The organism is Caballeronia jiangsuensis, from assembly GCF_046030135.1.
Taxonomy (GTDB): Bacteria; Pseudomonadota; Gammaproteobacteria; order Burkholderiales; family Burkholderiaceae; genus Caballeronia; species Caballeronia jiangsuensis.
Genome location: NZ_JAQQDB010000037.1, coordinates 1 through 15,682 on the forward strand (window position 1 = coordinate 1; position 15,682 = coordinate 15,682).

15 protein-coding genes are annotated in these 15,682 nt (G+C 57.6%); 8 read left to right on the plus strand and 7 right to left on the minus strand.

The annotated features are described in order from the left end of the window. The coding region (locus PQR08_RS29650) for a hypothetical protein (protein WP_408163251.1) at positions 1–308 on the plus strand (308 nt) is incomplete at its 5' end. A 1,135-nt stretch (positions 309–1,443) separates the two neighbouring features. On the opposite strand, the gene cadR is transcribed toward PQR08_RS29650, so the two are convergent. Continuing rightward, complete coding sequence (cadR, locus tag PQR08_RS29655; RefSeq protein ID WP_408163253.1) at positions 1,444–1,875, minus strand: Cd(II)/Pb(II)-responsive transcriptional regulator; 432 nt, start codon at positions 1,873–1,875, stop codon at positions 1,444–1,446. Between the two features lie 77 nt (positions 1,876–1,952). On the opposite strand from cadR, the gene PQR08_RS29660 reads away from it, so the two are divergent. Next, a complete protein-coding gene (locus PQR08_RS29660; protein ID WP_408163254.1) occupies positions 1,953–4,541 on the plus strand; it encodes a heavy metal translocating P-type ATPase in 2,589 nt (862 codons plus the stop codon). A 375-nt stretch (positions 4,542–4,916) separates the two neighbouring features. Here PQR08_RS29660 and PQR08_RS29665 read toward each other — a convergent pair whose 3' ends face one another. From PQR08_RS29665 to PQR08_RS29675, 3 genes are all read right to left on the minus strand, one after another. Further along, entirely contained in the window at positions 4,917–5,876 is a 960-nt protein-coding gene (locus tag PQR08_RS29665; protein ID WP_408163256.1) for a YncE family protein, read from the minus strand. 93 nt (positions 5,877–5,969) lie between these two features. After that, positions 5,970–6,422 (minus strand): chromate resistance protein ChrB domain-containing protein, encoded by a 453-nt coding sequence (locus tag PQR08_RS29670; protein ID WP_408163258.1) that lies wholly within the window; start codon positions 6,420–6,422, stop codon positions 5,970–5,972. Beyond that, positions 6,419–7,156, minus strand: coding sequence for a superoxide dismutase (locus tag PQR08_RS29675; protein ID WP_408163260.1), 738 nt, complete (start codon positions 7,154–7,156; stop codon positions 6,419–6,421). Before PQR08_RS29675 ends, PQR08_RS29670 begins: the two co-directional genes overlap by 4 nt. Before the next feature lie 167 nt (positions 7,157–7,323). Here PQR08_RS29675 and PQR08_RS29680 point away from each other — a divergent pair, with 167 nt between their 5' ends. The 5 genes from PQR08_RS29680 to dmeF all read left to right on the plus strand — a co-directional run bounded on the left by PQR08_RS29680 (position 7,324) and on the right by dmeF (position 12,563). Then, positions 7,324–8,301, plus strand: coding sequence for a chromate resistance protein ChrB domain-containing protein (locus tag PQR08_RS29680; protein WP_408163262.1), 978 nt, complete (start codon positions 7,324–7,326; stop codon positions 8,299–8,301). A gap of 204 nt (positions 8,302–8,505) precedes the next feature. After that, positions 8,506–9,849, plus strand: a complete 1,344-nt coding sequence (gene chrA, locus PQR08_RS29685; protein ID WP_408163344.1) for a chromate efflux transporter — start codon at positions 8,506–8,508, stop codon at positions 9,847–9,849. Positions 9,850–10,063: 214 nt separating this feature from the next. Beyond that, positions 10,064–10,282 carry a hypothetical protein gene (locus tag PQR08_RS29690; RefSeq protein WP_408163264.1) on the plus strand — a complete coding sequence of 73 codons (219 nt, stop codon included), beginning with the start codon at positions 10,064–10,066 and terminating at the stop codon, positions 10,280–10,282. A gap of 721 nt (positions 10,283–11,003) precedes the next feature. Next, positions 11,004–11,279, plus strand: coding sequence for a metal/formaldehyde-sensitive transcriptional repressor (locus PQR08_RS29695; protein WP_408163265.1), 276 nt, complete (start codon positions 11,004–11,006; stop codon positions 11,277–11,279). 9 nt (positions 11,280–11,288) lie between these two features. Continuing rightward, on the plus strand, positions 11,289–12,563 hold the full coding sequence (gene dmeF, locus PQR08_RS29700; RefSeq protein WP_408163267.1) for a CDF family Co(II)/Ni(II) efflux transporter DmeF: 1,275 nt from the start codon (positions 11,289–11,291) through the stop codon (positions 12,561–12,563). A 7-nt stretch (positions 12,564–12,570) separates the two neighbouring features. Here the strand turns inward: dmeF and PQR08_RS29705 are convergent, their stop codons facing one another. Continuing rightward, the gene (locus PQR08_RS29705) at positions 12,571–12,963 is read right to left on the minus strand and encodes a hypothetical protein (protein ID WP_408163269.1); all 393 of its coding nucleotides are present in this window, start codon (positions 12,961–12,963) and stop codon (positions 12,571–12,573) included. A gap of 134 nt (positions 12,964–13,097) precedes the next feature. Between PQR08_RS29705 and PQR08_RS29710 the strand changes: the two genes are divergently transcribed. Further along, positions 13,098–13,232, plus strand: coding sequence for a sigma 54-interacting transcriptional regulator (locus PQR08_RS29710; RefSeq protein WP_408163271.1), 135 nt, complete (start codon positions 13,098–13,100; stop codon positions 13,230–13,232). Positions 13,233–13,737: 505 nt separating this feature from the next. Here the strand turns inward: PQR08_RS29710 and PQR08_RS29715 are convergent. After that, on the minus strand, positions 13,738–14,580 hold the full coding sequence (locus PQR08_RS29715; RefSeq protein ID WP_408163272.1) for a tetratricopeptide repeat protein: 843 nt from the start codon (positions 14,578–14,580) through the stop codon (positions 13,738–13,740). Continuing rightward, positions 14,577–15,494, minus strand: a complete 918-nt coding sequence (gene ku / locus PQR08_RS29720; RefSeq protein WP_408163274.1) for a non-homologous end joining protein Ku — start codon at positions 15,492–15,494, stop codon at positions 14,577–14,579. The genes PQR08_RS29715 and ku overlap by 4 nt, the downstream gene beginning before the upstream one ends. Positions 15,495–15,682: the final 188 nt, after the last annotated feature.

Genomic DNA, 15,682 nt, shown 5'->3' on the forward strand with positions numbered 1-15,682 from the left:
TACAGCGTGTGTCGGACAACCCAGGATTCGCCGCTAGCCTACCAAAACGACACGCTATTCACACAATGCTTGGCGAGCAGCCCGACCTCATGGAATCGGACTATCTGAAAGCCCGAGAAAAGTTCGCCGTGGCATCGTTCATCGTCGTCGACGCAGGCGATGTTTGCACCACTCAATGCACCTTTGCCAATAGCACTAACCGAATCGACATCTTGCCGGCTTATATCACGATGAATCTGTGCGGGGCATTGAAAGCGAGTATTTACATGTCCGGTCTCATAACGGTAACGCCCGCCGGTTCGGCGTGAACGGATGGGCCGAAATACAAAAAATAGTGACGTGCTTGAGCGAGCAGCCAGCAGCAGCCGCCGGAGCGAATCCGCGCGCACATGCGTCTGTCAGAGCAGCACAGCGCCGCATGAAGTTGAGCTCCGCCTTATCCTGAGCGAGGCCTTCAGACACGTCCCAAGCATCGTGAGATGCCCCTCGGAGCCAGCGTCGCCCGTCAGCCGTTCGCCTCAGGGCGCTAACTTCGCCACGCTGTCTAGTATCTCAAGGCTATCCCACAGTACCGACTGTCCCGCGACGCTGCCGTTGATTTCCGACCGGTCGCGCGGCTGGTCCACGGAACGGACAGCAGTATGTATTCCGCGCAACATGGGTGATGTTTTCGCATTGGACAGACGCGCTCGAAAGTCTGGCTACGAGCGACGACAGAGATTTGCCTGCAAAAAAATTCCGGAAGGGCTGGCGGTTCGCCGCGAGAAGATGAGCGGCGAAGCGAGGAATGACGGACCGACGTGTGCCTGATGATTTTCCGAGAGAGCCGGACCCTGGTTCTGTAACCAGGGTTCAACCAAAACTTCTCGTTCGCGAAGTCGATGGACGCTATGAAAGCGGTCTCTCGGAGGAGCAACTGTGGGTGCGCTATGACGCGTGTGAGGACCTTGCTAGTCAGCTATCCGCGTATGCTTCGCGAAAAATGTCTAGCTCGGGTCTGTCGCAAGACGTGGCGTTGACCCGGGCCGAAAAAGGCGTGAGATTGAAGGTCGACGCTGGCGATTGGGACTTCTCCCGACGTGAGGTTGCTTGGGTCATGAAGCGCACGCGACAACTGCTACTGGATACGACCGATGACTAGCCGGCACACTCGCTGAAGCCCGGCACTTCTGGTTGTGAAGCAATCGGGTTCATAGTCAGTATGGTCGTGCTGCGCATCAGAGAGAGATACGTGAAAGAAGCAGTGTTTGTTTAGGCGCTTGCCTATCACGGAGCGCGACCACCGTCTTCAAAGCCGGGAAAGTATATAAACTCGGATAAGCGTATTGACATCGAGATTGCTCTTCCTTAATCGCTCACCCGAGTAGATGTCGCCATGAATCTTTGTCGTAGCGGTACGACAATCGAAGGCATTCAACGGGCGGGGTAATACCTGCCTGACGCCTAGCCCAAGTGAGAAGCTTTTGATTTCGGCTGGGCAGTTTCCATTGATGTCAGCTCGTGAATGATTCCGCAGTCCTCGACCGGCCGCGCACCCCCACATCTCTCGCGTAGCTTGGTCAATTGCGCCCGAAGTTGTAGCAGTTCATCGATACGCCTGTTCACGTGGTCAATGTGTTCATCGATTAGCGCGTCCACAGCACCACAGCCGATACCCGAGTTGTCGGCGGCCTCGAGCAGCGAACGAACCTCGTTGTGCGTCATGTCCAATGCGCGGCAGTTCCGGATGAAGCGCAAGCGGTCGACGTGGCCCTCGTTATAGGTCCGGTAGTTCGCCTCTGTCCGGTCTGCCTCAGGCAGCAACCCTTCCTTTTCATAGAATCTGATTGTGTCAGCGGTGCAATTAGCCAGTCGCGCCAGTTCACCGATTTTCATGATTTTCTCCTTTCCGCCTTGACCTTGGAGCTACTCCAAGGTGTTTACTACATCATAAATCAAGGATGGAAACCACCATGTCGGATGCAAACGTTTCGAAAAGGCGCCAGGAGCACGGCTCAGACGCCGTAGCCGCACATGAGCAGGACCGCGGTCGCATTGCCAGGGGCGCAGAGCGCCATGATGACCAGGGACACGAACGCGGCTGCTCGAGCGGTCACGCCCACTGCTGCGAAGACGCAGACGACCGAAAGAGTGGCCACGACCGCGACGATAGCCACGCTCGCGAACATTCGGGTGGCAAAAGCTGTTGCGCGCCTTCCACCGCCGACAGCTGTTGTGGCGCCGAGACCCTGACGTTCGGGGCGCTAGCCGAGCCAATCGCGGATGGTTCGAATGAGCAAAAGCGTGTTCATGGTCACGAACACAGCCAAGACCATTGCGAGAGTGACGCTCCCCGACCTGCGGCTGGCAATAGCTGCTGTGCGACTGCCGCTAGCGATAGCTGCTGCGCACCTCTTGCCGTATCTCTCAGCGCATTAGCCGCGCCGACTTCGGTTGGCGGCACGGTTCGGACACAAATCCGCATCCTTCAGATGGACTGCCCGACAGAGGAAGCGTTAATCCGAAAAAAGCTGACTGCCATGCGGGCGGTCACCGCGATGGAGTTCAATCTGATGCAGCGCGTGCTGACGGTTGCTCACAAGCCAGAGGCACTTACCACCGTACTCGAAGCCGTACGGTCGCTGGGCTTCACGCCAGAGCTGGCTAGCGCGGATGCTCAACCTGAGAAGGTGCCGGAACCTGAGCGCAAACCGTGGTGGCCGCTGGCGCTTGCAGGCGTTGTGGCGATTTGCGCGGAGGTCGCCAGTTGGCTCGGGCAGCCTTCTTGGCTCGTCGCCGCACTCGCTTTGCTCGCGGTATTTGGCTCCGGCCTGACGACATACAGGAAAGGTTGGATTGCCGTCCGCAACGGCAACCTGAACATCAATGCACTGATGAGCATCGCCGTCACGGGCGCGCTGCTACTCGGCCAGTGGCCGGAAGCAGCGATGGTCATGGTGCTTTTCACCATAGCCGAACTCATCGAGGCAAAGTCGCTCGACCGTGCTCGCAATGCTATTCAGGGCTTGATGAGGCTGGCGCCGGAAACGGCGACCGTTAGGCAGGCGGATGGGTCGTGGGCTGAAGTCGAAGCGAGCTCCGTCACTCTCGGTGCGGTCGTGCGCGTAAAGCCGGGCGAGCGCATCGGTCTGGACGGCGAAATCACAAGCGGCCGTTCGACCATCAATCAGGCGCCCATCACTGGCGAGAGCCTTCCCATCGAAAAGGCGGAAGGTGACGCGGTGTTCGCTGGAACCGTCAACGAGTCGGGTTCGTTCGAGTACAGGGTGACTGCCGCAGCAAACAACACGACGCTGGCGCGCATCATTCACGCAGTTGAAGAGGCGCAGGGTTCGAAGGCTCCAACACAGCGGTTCGTCGACCAGTTCGCTCGCATCTATACCCCGATTGTTTTCGTCGTGGCGCTCGCAGTTGCGATAGTCCCACCGCTTATGTTTTCGGGCAACTGGTTCGACTGGATTTACAAGGCGCTTGTCCTGCTCGTCATCGCTTGCCCATGCGCGCTGGTTATCTCGACGCCGGTCTCGATTGTCAGCGGCCTCGCGGCAGCGGCGCGTCGAGGCATCCTTGTCAAGGGCGGTACCTATCTGGAACAGGGACGAAAGCTCAAGTGGCTTGCACTGGACAAAACCGGAACCATCACCCACGGCAAGCCGGTCCAGACGGAGTTCGAACTGCGTGTGACGGACATTGATGTCGCACACGTTCGCTCGCTCGCAGCAAGCCTGTCAGGTCGTTCTGACCATCCCGTATCGATGGCCATCGCCCGAGCCGCGGACAATGACGACATAACGCGGTATCTGGTCGAAGAATTTGAAGCAATTCCTGGGAGAGGTGTTCGCGGCGTTGTCGACGGGAAAAATTATTCGCTTGGCAACCATCGGCTGGTCGAGGAACTCGGTCGCTGCTCGGCGGAGTTGGAAGAGCGACTCGATGCCCTTGAACGTCAAGGCAAGACGGTCGTGATGCTGATTGACGACATCCGGGTGCTCGCGCTCTTTGCGCTAGCGGACACAGTCAAGGACAGCAGCCGCGAGGCAATTTCAGAGCTTCACAAGCTAGGCGTACGCACCGCTATGCTGACTGGCGACAACCCGCACACCGCGCAAGCAATCGCGAAGCAGGTCGGAATCGACCAGGCTGACGGAAATCAATTGCCGGAAGATAAGCTGCGCGCCATAGAGCGGCTGTCCGCCAACTCAGTCATGGTCGGTATGGTTGGTGACGGCATCAACGATGCGCCTGCGCTCGCGCGTGCTGATATTGGCTTTGCAATGGGCGCAATGGGAACGGACACGGCAATTGAGACAGCCGACGTTGCTCTGATGGACGACGACCTGCGGAAAATCCCCACGTTTATCCGTCTGTCGAAGGCTACGCATTCCATTCTCGTGCAAAACATCACGCTGGCGCTTGGAATAAAGGCGGTCTTCTTGGTGTTGACGCTCGCCGGCCTTGGGACCATGTGGATGGCCGTATTCGCTGATGTCGGGGCCAGTCTGCTGGTAGTCGGTAACGGCCTTCGCATGCTGCGCAAATGACCACCGACATCACGCTAGTGGCCCTTTAATTCACCACTCAATAACACCCCATCTCCGCGCATCTGTGCAATGCAAGTGCACTAACGAAAAACGGACTCCGCACTGGGAGGCAACCGTCGCCGACCGGTCGGGGTCTATCATCGCCCCAATATCAAAGACAGCGCTGGAGCGGCTACCGATGCCAGTATCAGGCACGGTTCGAATAAAGAGCGCAGCAGCATTTGCGCAGGTCATTTAGAACATTTGGGTTTCGGCGAATACGGCATTCACCGACGTGACCTTGAAGTCGGCTACTTGCCCATGGTTGCTTGCCGATTCGAATCGGCGCTTCGAGTGACACGCCGTAAGTCTCAAGCTCACTGCCGGCAGTCTAACCTAGGGATTCGAGCCGAAGACACGGAGCACTGGCTTACCAGCCACATCTTTTAGCGGAAAATACGAATAATGCGTATCGGCGTCGACTGCCACGACATGCGCATTCGAACCGATATAGCCATCGCCGATTTTGGATATTGCGTCGCGCCCGATGCGGTACATGGACACGACGCCAGCCTCGCCAGCAACATATAGTAAGCCGCGACCTTCATCGTACGCCAAGACGTCAGGGTCCTTTCCTGTCCCAAACATGGCTTTCACCTGCCTCGTTCGTAGGTCCAGTACAACAAGCCGGTCGTTGTCTTCGCAAGCGATGAAGGCCAAGTTCTGTGCCGGGTCGATGAGTAGCCCATGGTTTCCCTTCGCACCAGGCAACGGGATTCGGGCCATTACCTGGTCGCTCTCTGGGTCTACTTCTACCAATTCCGAATGCGTCTGTTCGTTGACGAAAATGTGTTTTGAACCAGAGTCATATTGCGGGTTACCAACCTCTCCCCCAAGAGGAATAGATGCAACCGGCCGATTTGAACTGACGTCGATGACCGTCGCGGTGCCACCGTTTTTGTCCGACACATAGAGCTTGCGTGCTTCAGGTGCATAAGCCATACCATCGGGGTATGCGCCCGTTGGAATGCGCGCTGTCACTCGCAGCGTACCGATGTCGATTGCGACGACTTCGTTCGCGCCCGTGGCTGTCGCATACACGCGCCCTAATTGGGAAATCGCAAGCACGCCATGAACAGATGCGATGTTCGGGATGTGACCAACAACGCGGGAGGTGATGGTGTTGAAAACAATTACCTCGCTGTCACCAAGGTGCGCAATAAACAGCAAATGTCGGCCCGCATCCAGGCTCGCGTAGTCAAAACGTGTGGGGCGACCGCTCAACGGGATGTCAGCTACCTTTTGCAAAGGCAGACGGAGAGGCTTCTGGAGCCGAAACGGAATCGGTGCTCGCACCCAGAATGAGCGCGGTCAAAGCAATTCGACCGAGAACTCGCCAGTTCCTGAATAGCGTCATGTACGTTGCTCTGGCGTTTGGCATGGCGAAACTTATCCAGCAGGTGGCCAACCGTGCACTTCGCTCTGACAGTCGCGACACCAGGCGTAGAGCGCGTCATACATCACCATGCCGTGTGAAAGCATCTCCTGGTCGTGGGGAAAGATTCGAGAAAGACCAAGCGACAACGCCAGTAGCCCCGCCGCCTGCGGAGCGAGGTCGAGCCTCGCCGTATCTGCGCCTCGTACAATGATTGCAAGCCTGGCCAACGCTGGGTCCGACAATTGATACTCTTTTAAGAACGTATCGAAACTGCAAAGGTCGCCGTTATGCGAGAGCTTCACTCCCGGCACATCGAACGGCAAGGCGCCATCGCGCTCGGCGACTGCCAGAACCTGGTCCGCAGGCACAAACAGGAACTCCGCCGAGGAATCCAGGAACCCGCGGACAAGCCAGGGACACGCGATGCGGTCGATTTTCGGCCGTTCTCGGGTGACCCATTTCATGTCAACCTCCGCGTCGACTGTAGGGTGCTGAACCGTTGCGCGGCATTCTCCCAGTTCAACAACGTGAATAGCTGAGTCAGATAGTCGTTGCGTTTGTTTTGGTATCTCAGGTAGTACGCATGCTCGAATACATCGAGCACGAGGATGGGTTGCACGCCCCACGCAGTCAGCTTCTGATGATTTTCACACTGCAACACCATCAGCTTGCCGGTCGCAGGATGGTATCCGACAACACCCCAACCTGAAGCCTCCACGTTCATTGAAGCGGCGAACAGTTGCGCCTTGAACTTCGCATATGAGCCGAAATTCTTATCGATTGCTTGGGCTAGTTCGCCGCCTGGTTCAGCACCTTTACCAGAGATGCTAGTCCAGTAAATCGTATGCAGGATGTGGCTTGAGAGTTGGAAGGACAACTCTTTCTCATAGAACTTCACAAGCGCAAAGTCGTTCGACTCCCGAGCCTTTGCCAACGATTCTTCTGCCTTGTTTGCCGCAACTACAGCTGGCTTGTGATGGAAGTTGTAGTGCACTTCGACGGTACGAGAATCAATAATCGGTTCCAAGGCATCGTATGCAAACGGCAGCGGCGCCGCCGAGTATTTGCCATCAGCATCCACAAGCTCGTCGCTATAGCCGGTTGCCTCCGACGCCTGGAGTCCGATGGCGGTCGAAGCCAATACCAGGCTCGCGCCTACAGTCGCCGCTTTGGTCAGAAACTCTCTTCGTTCCGTCATATGCACCTCCTGTCCTTTGGCGGAGAGGGAACCCGCCCACATGAGACGCACTGGGCTCGGCGTTCGCGGTTCGAAACCGCTTGCTCCTGCGACGGATGGTAGGCGGGAAAGACACGCAGGGCAAAATTTATTTGTAACGCACGTAACAGTAGAGTAGTGTTTGCAACATGAATGATTTGACTCAATGGCTGCTTCTCGTGCTCACCCTCCCGACCGACAATGCCACCGCGCGTATGCGTTACTGGCGCGCGTTAAAAGCGAAAGGGTGCGCTGTACTGCGCGATGGGGTATATCTGCTCCCGGACGAAGAGAGCGCGGGCGTCGAGATGGCCGAGATGTGCGAAAGCATTAGCCAGGTAGGCGGGACGTCTTATTTGTTGAGGTTCCGCAGCCGCGACGGCGCCCAAGATTCGGAATTCCAGCTGCTGTTCGACCGGAGTGACGACTATGGGACGCTGCGCCGGTCACTAGATGAGACCCGCAAAACGCTGACGAGCCTCACACCTGCCGAAATCACCAAACTCCTGCGCAAGACCCGTAAAGAGTTTGAAGCGATTGCGGGGATTGATTTCTTTCCGAACGAGGCATCCGTTCGTGCTCAGTCTGCCTGGCAAGATTTTGTCGCGGCGGCCGATGCCGTGTTTTCCCCAGGTGAGCCACATCAGGCGGACGGCACGATAAAGCTCGTGAAGCGAGCGGACTACCAGGGCAGGGTCTGGGCGACCCGGAGAAAGCTCTGGGTGGACCGCGTCGCCAGCGCGTGGCTCGTCCGGCGATTCATCGACAGCGAAGCGCGATTTCTGTGGCTCGCATCGCCGCAGGATTGTCCAGAAAACGCAGTGGGCTTCGATTTCGACGGCGCGACTTTCTCACACATCAACGACCGCGTTACGTTCGAGGTGTTGGCAGCCAGCTTCGGCATCGAAGATGAGCCTGGCATGGCTGGACTCTCTAGCATGGTTCATTCGCTCGACGTGGGCGGTGTCTCAGTCCCCGAAGCTGCCGGGTTCGAAGCGGTGATGACGGGAGCGAAGCAGCGCGGCCTAACCGACGACGCGCTGCTAACCGAGATGAGCCCGACGCTCGATTCACTCCTCGCTCACTTTGCTGCGCAAGAGAAAGCAGCAGCCAAGCGGCGGCGATGAGCGCACTCGCATGCGTTCTGATACCGGACTGATGGGTCCGTTACGCGTGGTCCGTTCGCCACTGCGATTCGGCCACCCCTGGCTTGCGACGTGCGCTGAGTTGATTGCAGCGAACATGTCCGGGCGTAGCCACTTGCCGACCATCCGTTACTACCGCCTGTGGAGTATCAAGTGCAACAGACCAAGATGGCGCAAGACAACGAAATGAGCAACGAGCGCAACAATGCTGTAGAGGCCGTGAGCTTCGGTGAAGCGCTGTTGTATTGGCTCAAGCTCGGCGTTATCAGCTTCGGAGGGCCAGCGGGGCAGATTGCCATCATGCATCAGGACCTGGTCGAGAGGAAACGCTGGATTTCCGAGAAGCGATTCCTGCATGCATTGAACTATTGCATGGTGCTTCCAGGACCCGAGGCGCAGCAGCTCGCCACCTACATCGGTTGGCTCATGCATCGGACCTGGGGTGGCGTAATTGCAGGCGGCTTCTTCGTCCTGCCGTCACTTTTCATTTTGATAGGGCTGTCCTGGGTCTACATGGCGTTCGGCAGTGTCCCAGCCATTGCAGGCGTGCTTTACGGCATTAAGCCGGCGGTCACGGCCATTGTCGTCTTCGCAGCGTACAGAATTGGCTCTCGCGCATTGAAGAACGCCTGGCTGTGGTCAATTGCAGCGGCCGCATTCCTCGCCATCTTTGTAGCCAATGTTCCGTTCCCTCTCATCGTTTTGGTGGCCGGCATCATTGGTCACTTTGGGGGTAAGTACGCTCCGTCAAGATTCGCGGTCGGCGGCGGACACAGGTCGGGCGACAAGGCGTTTGGCCCCGCACTCATTGACGACGACACGCCCACCCCTCGACACGCGCTCTTTACATGGAAGCGATTCGCCTTCGTGCTTGCGGTCTTCCTGCTGATATGGCTCGCGGCAATCGCGGCGCTTTCGCTCATGTACGGCTGGAGGGGAACGATTACGCAGATGGCCTGGTTCTTCACGAAAGCCGCGTTGCTCACTTTCGGGGGCGCGTATGCGGTGTTGCCGTATGTGTACCAAGGCGCCGTCGATAACTACCACTGGCTTACCGGGTTACAAATGATAGATGGCCTTGCGCTCGGAGAGACGACGCCTGGACCACTCATCATGGTAGTTTCCTTCGTTGGATTCGTCGGTGGCTGGACCAAGGCTGTGTTTGGACCGGACGCAGTTCTCGCCTCCGCTGTCGTCGCATCCGTCGTCGTGACGTTCTTTACGTTCCTGCCGTCTTTCTTGTTTATTCTGCTCGGCGGTCCTTTCATCGAAACGACTCACGGCAATCTGAAATTTACCGCGCCCTTGACAGCCATCACTTCCGCCGTCGTCGGGGTTATCGTCAACCTCGCCGTATTTTTCGCACTTCACGTGTTGTGGCCACATGGCATGCATGGCGGATTCGAATGGCCCTCCTTGCTAATCGGTGTGGTCGCCGGTATTGCGCTGTTGCGGGTCAAGGTCGGGGTGATACCGGTCGTGCTTGCTTCTGGTGTAGTTGGACTCGGACTTAGACTGTTTGTCTTCTAAGGTACTCGCACCTGTATCAGTCACCGATGGTGCCTACGTTGCGGTACGTCAGACGGCATCGCCCGTTCCCGTGTCCGCGCGTCAACGGATATGGCGGTGGTGAATATCGGGGAATTGCGCGTGCGTATCGGTAGCTGCTCAGACCAACCGCTGTTAGTCATGGGCGACAGCGCAATCGCGTAGGCACTGCCGCCTTTCTTCACTGGGAACTCGATTGGCCCTGCTGCTGCGTTTGAGTCTGCTGTTGCACTCGTGGCTTTGCCTGCGCATCCTCCTTCGCTTTCTTGTTAGCCATGTGTCGGCCGATGATACAGCCGCCCGCTGCCCCAAGTACCGCATGACCGCTGCCAACAAAATGGCCGCCCACACCCCCGATTGCGGCGCCTTTAAGGCAACCGGCAGCATTGGCCTGACCGACAGAGAAGCATATTAGAAGCAAAGCAAGAGAGACTTTGATTGTGCGCATAGCACCTCCGGATGTTTGGATGGAGCACATGGGAACGAGTGTCTTAAATGCAAGATAGTTATCTGCAAGGAATCGTTAAAAAGCAGTGGTTACGGCTGAGCGCTCTGCTGCCACGCGCTGTGTAAGTGCTGGTATGGGCGGCTACTCAGGCGGCTTACAGGTCAATCATCGTCATCGTTGTGACGACGGTGCTCCCACCCGCGATGTCGGCCGTTGTCGTGCCACCGGCGTTCCTCACGATAGCCGTTATCGTTTCCGTAGCCGTAGTAGACGGGGGCCGGCGAATAGACCACTGGCGGGGGCGCTTGATAGACGACGGCGGGCTGCTCGACATATAGGGGCGCCGGAGCTCCGAGGAAGACTCCGACGTCGACATGAGCCAGAGCGGCGGTTGATGCACACGCGGTGGCGAGTACTACGGCGAGGAAAAGCGTAGCGCGCTTCATTGTTTTGTCCTATATGCGATGCGTCAACGTGAGCTTCAATATGTATTTCGCTTAACGCCGCCGAGGCCGGATTGGTGCACTCGGCTTATGTACTGGTTTGTAAGCATTTGTACCGCATTGCCTGTGTTGGTTTCGCATCGGCGTACCAAGGCTTACCCAAACGAGGTAAAAATGCGATACCCCCACCCCCTATGGTAGACTTGAGAGGTTTTAATACCCCGTGGGGGTATTTGGAGAGCGCGATGGGTCATACGATTCAGGAGAAGCAGAAACTGCTCAACAGGGTTCGCCGCATCAAGGGACAAGTTGAGGCCATCGAACGAGCGCTTGAGGAAGAGCACGGCTGCTCGGATGTTTTGCAGCGGATTACGAGTTGTCGCGGAGCAATGAACGGCCTTTTGGCGGTTGTTTTGGAAGACCACATCCGGAATCACCTTGTCGATGCGGATAAAGGTGAGGGCCATGGTGGCAGCGCGACGGAACAACTCATCGAAGTTGTGCACAGCTATTTCAAGTAGAGTCAAAAAATGAGTAATTTGAAGGACGCCACGTTCAGCGCAGGACACGACCATATCTTTCTGGGTGCTGGTCATGAAAAGAACGAGCGAAAGACGTGGGGCGTGATTGCGTTGTGCACCGCGATGATGCTGATTGAAATCGTCGGCGGCAGCTTGTTCGGTTCACTGGCGCTTGTCGCCGACGGTTTGCATATGTCGACGCATGCCGGTGCGATGCTGATTGCGGCCATCGCATACACGTACGCGCGCAAGCACGCCAACGACTCTCGCTTCGTGTTCGGTACTGGGAAACTGGGCGACCTCGCAGGGTTCACGAGCGCTATCGTGCTAGCAATGATTGCGCTGCTGATTGGCTACGAAGCGGTCTCGCGTTTCCTGTCGCCGATACCCATTCACTTTGGCGAAGCGATTCCTATCGCGGTGGTCGGCCTGTTGGTTAACCTGGCAAGTGTGTGGCTGTTGAGCGGCGGTGACCACGGACACAGTCACGGGCATAGCCACGGACACGGTCATGGTCACGACGACCATGCTCAATACGAGGTGCAGAAGATTATTACGCCGTCTGGTGTGTTTGTAGTCTCTATCTTCGAAGACGGCGTGCCGCCCGTTTTCCGGATTACACCGACGGCGAAGGGCTCTCGATTGGACGCCTCAACGGTGTCGGTTATGATGCTACGACCCGATGGGACTCAAGAGCTATTCGCGCTGGCAGACCGTAGCGGCTATCTGGAATCGAAGGAGGACGTTCCTGAGCCGCACGCCTTCAAGGCCATTGTGCGGATGCCGGACGGCGAGCATGAGGTGGAATTCGAAGAGCACGGGCACCACGACGATGAGCACGTGGCAACCGCCCGCGACCACAACATCCGGTCCGCCTACGTCCACGTGATGGCGGATGCGGCAGTTTCCGTGCTGGCAATCATCGGCCTCTTGCTGGCGCATGCATTTGGCTGGCTCTGGATGGACCCGCTGGCTGGTGTCATCGGTGCGCTGGTAATTGCAAACTGGTCGTACGGCTTGATGCGAGACACGGGCGCAATCCTGCTCGATATGAGCCCCGACCAACGGATGGCAGAGAATGTGCGTCACGCGATTGAAGGCAACGGCGACAAGGTCGTCGACCTGCATGTTTGGCGAGTGGGCCCGGGTCACATGAGTGCAGTGGTCTCAGTGGCGACGGGTGAACCCAAGCGTGATTCGCGCTTCTATCACGCGGTGCTCGAGCGCTTCAAGGGGCTGTCGCACGTCACCGTTGAAGTGCAATCGGGTGAAGTGGTGGCCTGAACTGTGGCTACTTTAACGCAAGAAGATGCGTCTGACATCGTTCGTAAATCTCGCGAGTCATCGCAGACGAAAAGTCGAGCCGCAGATTGCTGTCAAAGATGGACGCCAGAGCGCTGCCGTTGAGCGTAAGACCTGTCTCGACCTCAATAGCCTCCGCAATCGAAAGCGCACGACTCGCCAACATAACTCTGGTCAGGACATCTCCATCGCGTTGCATTGACTTCGACCAGTAGACCGACGACTCGACCGTGCTCGCGACGGACATCCACCCCCCGGTGGCGAACTTCGTCGCGAGATGGGAGATGACAATGAAGGTCAGCATTTCGGCCTGTGGGCGCAAATCGGCCCGAGCGGATAGTGTCATCTCAAAATTGCCTGGCGTTGTCACGACGACCTTCATTGTAGGATGCGGAACCTTGTTGTCCAAGAAGGCTGTATCGACCGCCTCTTAATGGACCAACACACCATGCTTGCGAGCAATAAGTTGGTTGCGGCTCGCCCGTTCGACAAACGGCAGGCCCTTTCTTTTATGCGATGGCAGCGCTGATACATCGGCGGCGAGCGGCGAAGCTTCGCAGGGTCGGTGCTGAGAAAGACGTCGAGTGCAACTTCAGGCTTGTATGTGCCACTCACAGAGACCTGCAGCTTTCTATCGCCTCAACGTCGTGACTCTTAGGGTTCCGCCACTCCGTGACCGCATAATATTGTCTTCTAAGAACTAGACGCTACGCACACTCGCATCACCGTTAGCACCCGGTATATCGTTCAGCGAGACACGACAGTGACCATCGTGCCCGAGGGCATTACGCAACGCTAAAGCGACTCGGTGTCGTTCAATACGTCTGGTTCTGCATCATTCCCCATGCCGGCGAATTCGACGGGTACGTCCACGACCTGCACCGCGAACAACCAATTCGAGGCTCAAATTCTTGACCTTGTGAAATCGTAGCCATTGCAAAGCTCTTGACCTGCCAAAAGTGAGCGGCTCGCACACCCGAGTGGGCGATGAGAGTCACCGCGACAGGTCCGCGTTCGCACTCCGGGCGACGCCGCGGTCGATACGAGGCATAGACGGCGTAGTCGTCTTCAGTCTTGCCGGCGACTACTGGACGGCTGGCAAACAAACAACTTTGGCTCGCCGAGACGACGTTTTTTGCATGGCGCGACTCCGACCTTAATGGCTCAATCGTCGATAGGCGTTCAAATGTCTAATTAGCCCGCGGCGGTCGCCGCCCTTGTCTAACAAGATGGCGAGGTTGTGATGGGCGTCGGCGTAGTCCGGATTTAGCGCCAGACACTGCTCGTAGCTCCTCCTTGCCTCATCAAGTCGCCCCATCGTGTCGAGCGCCACCGCTCGATTGAAATGCAGCACTGCATCGTCCGGGAAATGCTCAAGCGCTTGGTCGAACACGCGCAGCGCCTCACCGCATTGATGTTCGTCCTCGCACAATAAAGCGCCGAGGTCGACGTACGCAGCGTAAAAGGGCTCGGGGGATAGCTCGATGGCGCGCCTATAGTTCCGCTCGGCAGCGTCCGGGTCAGCCGCCAGCAACTGTTCAGCCAATTCGTAACGTTCCTGTGCCTGAGCAGTTGCCGTGTTTTTGCGCTCAGGCGTCGTGTCAAAGAGAACGACGTCGCCTCCGACCTTGGCCACTTCGAAGTCGAGCAGCATCTGACCTGTTACTGCGTCCCACCGCGACGGCCCCGTCTTGACGACAATCGCGTGTCCCTCGGCAGCGATGCGGATGCCGGACAACGGAAGCTCGTCAGGAAGGTCGCGTCTGAGTCGGGCCAGCGCCTCTCGCAGCTTACGCGGCGTGGTCTTCGCCGTCCGCAATTGCAATGCGGTGCGCAAAAGGACGACATCTTGGAACGTGAAGCGCAACGCGTTGCGAGGTCCTCGGGTAGGCGTCACGAGACCTAACTCGATGAGGCCATCGACGACGCCGCGCGACACGCCAAGCATCGATTGAAGCTTGGCGAGTGAGACGTAGTGCGATACGTCGCGCTTGCTCACTTTCGGGCGCGCACCTTCGCCGGAGTTTCGGCGGCAACTTTTGGCGCTCGTGCGGCAGGTTTGCGGGTCTTCGGAACCGCCGGTTCCTCCACAGCTTTCGACGCGGTCTTCCGCTTCTCTGTGGGCTTTGCCTTCTCGCCGCTCTTGGCGAGACTAGCCCGCAACGCTTCCATCAAGTCAATCACTTCGCCAGTCGGTGCAGCTTCGCCAGCCTCGGGCGCAACAATTTGTTTGCCTTCAATCTTCCGGTCGATGGCTGCCAGGACGCGCTTCTTCTCTTCGTCCTCGTACGCCGATGCGTCGTAGTTGTCTTCGGCACCCTGCTCGATGATTTGCACCGCAAGCTTCAGTTCCGATTCGGAGACCGCGGCATGTTCAATATCGAGGTCTTTAAGAGACCGGACTTCGTCTGCAAACAGAAGCTGCTGGAAGACCATGCCGTCCGGGGTTGGACGAACTTGGACAATGCGAGTCTTTCCCTTGTACGCCCACTTCGCCAACGCGCAACGGCCAGTCCGCGAAAGCGCCTCCTGTAGAAGGCTGTACGGCTTGCCACCGCGCTTGTCGGGAGCGATGAAGTACGCCTTGTCGTAGAAGAGCGGGTCGACCGACTTTTCAGGAACAAACGACACGATTTCTACAACGTGGCTCGCACCTTCCTCCAACGCCTTGAGCTCATCACCGGTGAAGACGACATATCGGTCTTTTTCAAATTGGTAGCCCTTCTGCATGGAAGCCCGCTCGACGACCTTTCCTGTAGATTCGGAGACATACTGCTGCTTAACGCGCGAGCCGTCCGGTGCCAGCATGTTGAACCTGACCTCGGACGAGCTTTCGGTAGCTGAGTAGAGTCGGACTGGAATTGAAACCAGCCCGAAGGAGAGAGAAAGCGACGCAATCGAACGGGCGACCATGACCTTCTCCTAGACGGCGGCGTTATTCGCCTGACGTAACCGGATGAGCGAGTCGTCGACCGCGACTTGCGGGCGGCGGAATGGTCAGAATAGCACTACACGTGCCGGGACATGTCCGCGAAGCGCGCTATGGGCTTTGGTCAACCTGGCGCCAGTGTTGTAGACGGAATGGCGACGACATACCCCAG

Excerpts from the sequence above, each read along its gene's own strand:
- cadR (WP_408163253.1), bottom strand. The coding sequence starts at position 1,875 with ATGAAAATCGGTGAACTGGCGCGACTGGCTAATTGCACCGCTGACACA.
- PQR08_RS29660 (WP_408163254.1), top strand. The coding sequence starts at position 1,953 with ATGTCGGATGCAAACGTTTCGAAAAGGCGCCAGGAGCACGGCTCAGAC.
- PQR08_RS29670 (WP_408163258.1), bottom strand. The coding sequence starts at position 6,422 with ATGAAATGGGTCACCCGAGAACGGCCGAAAATCGACCGCATCGCGTGT.
- PQR08_RS29675 (WP_408163260.1), bottom strand. The coding sequence starts at position 7,156 with ATGACGGAACGAAGAGAGTTTCTGACCAAAGCGGCGACTGTAGGCGCG.
- PQR08_RS29680 (WP_408163262.1), top strand. The coding sequence starts at position 7,324 with ATGAATGATTTGACTCAATGGCTGCTTCTCGTGCTCACCCTCCCGACC.
- chrA (WP_408163344.1), top strand. The coding sequence starts at position 8,506 with ATGAGCAACGAGCGCAACAATGCTGTAGAGGCCGTGAGCTTCGGTGAA.
- PQR08_RS29695 (WP_408163265.1), top strand. The coding sequence starts at position 11,004 with ATGGGTCATACGATTCAGGAGAAGCAGAAACTGCTCAACAGGGTTCGC.
- dmeF (WP_408163267.1), top strand. The coding sequence starts at position 11,289 with ATGAGTAATTTGAAGGACGCCACGTTCAGCGCAGGACACGACCATATC.
- PQR08_RS29705 (WP_408163269.1), bottom strand. The coding sequence starts at position 12,963 with ATGAAGGTCGTCGTGACAACGCCAGGCAATTTTGAGATGACACTATCC.
- PQR08_RS29710 (WP_408163271.1), top strand. The coding sequence starts at position 13,098 with ATGGCAGCGCTGATACATCGGCGGCGAGCGGCGAAGCTTCGCAGGGTC.
- ku (WP_408163274.1), bottom strand. The coding sequence starts at position 15,494 with ATGGTCGCCCGTTCGATTGCGTCGCTTTCTCTCTCCTTCGGGCTGGTT.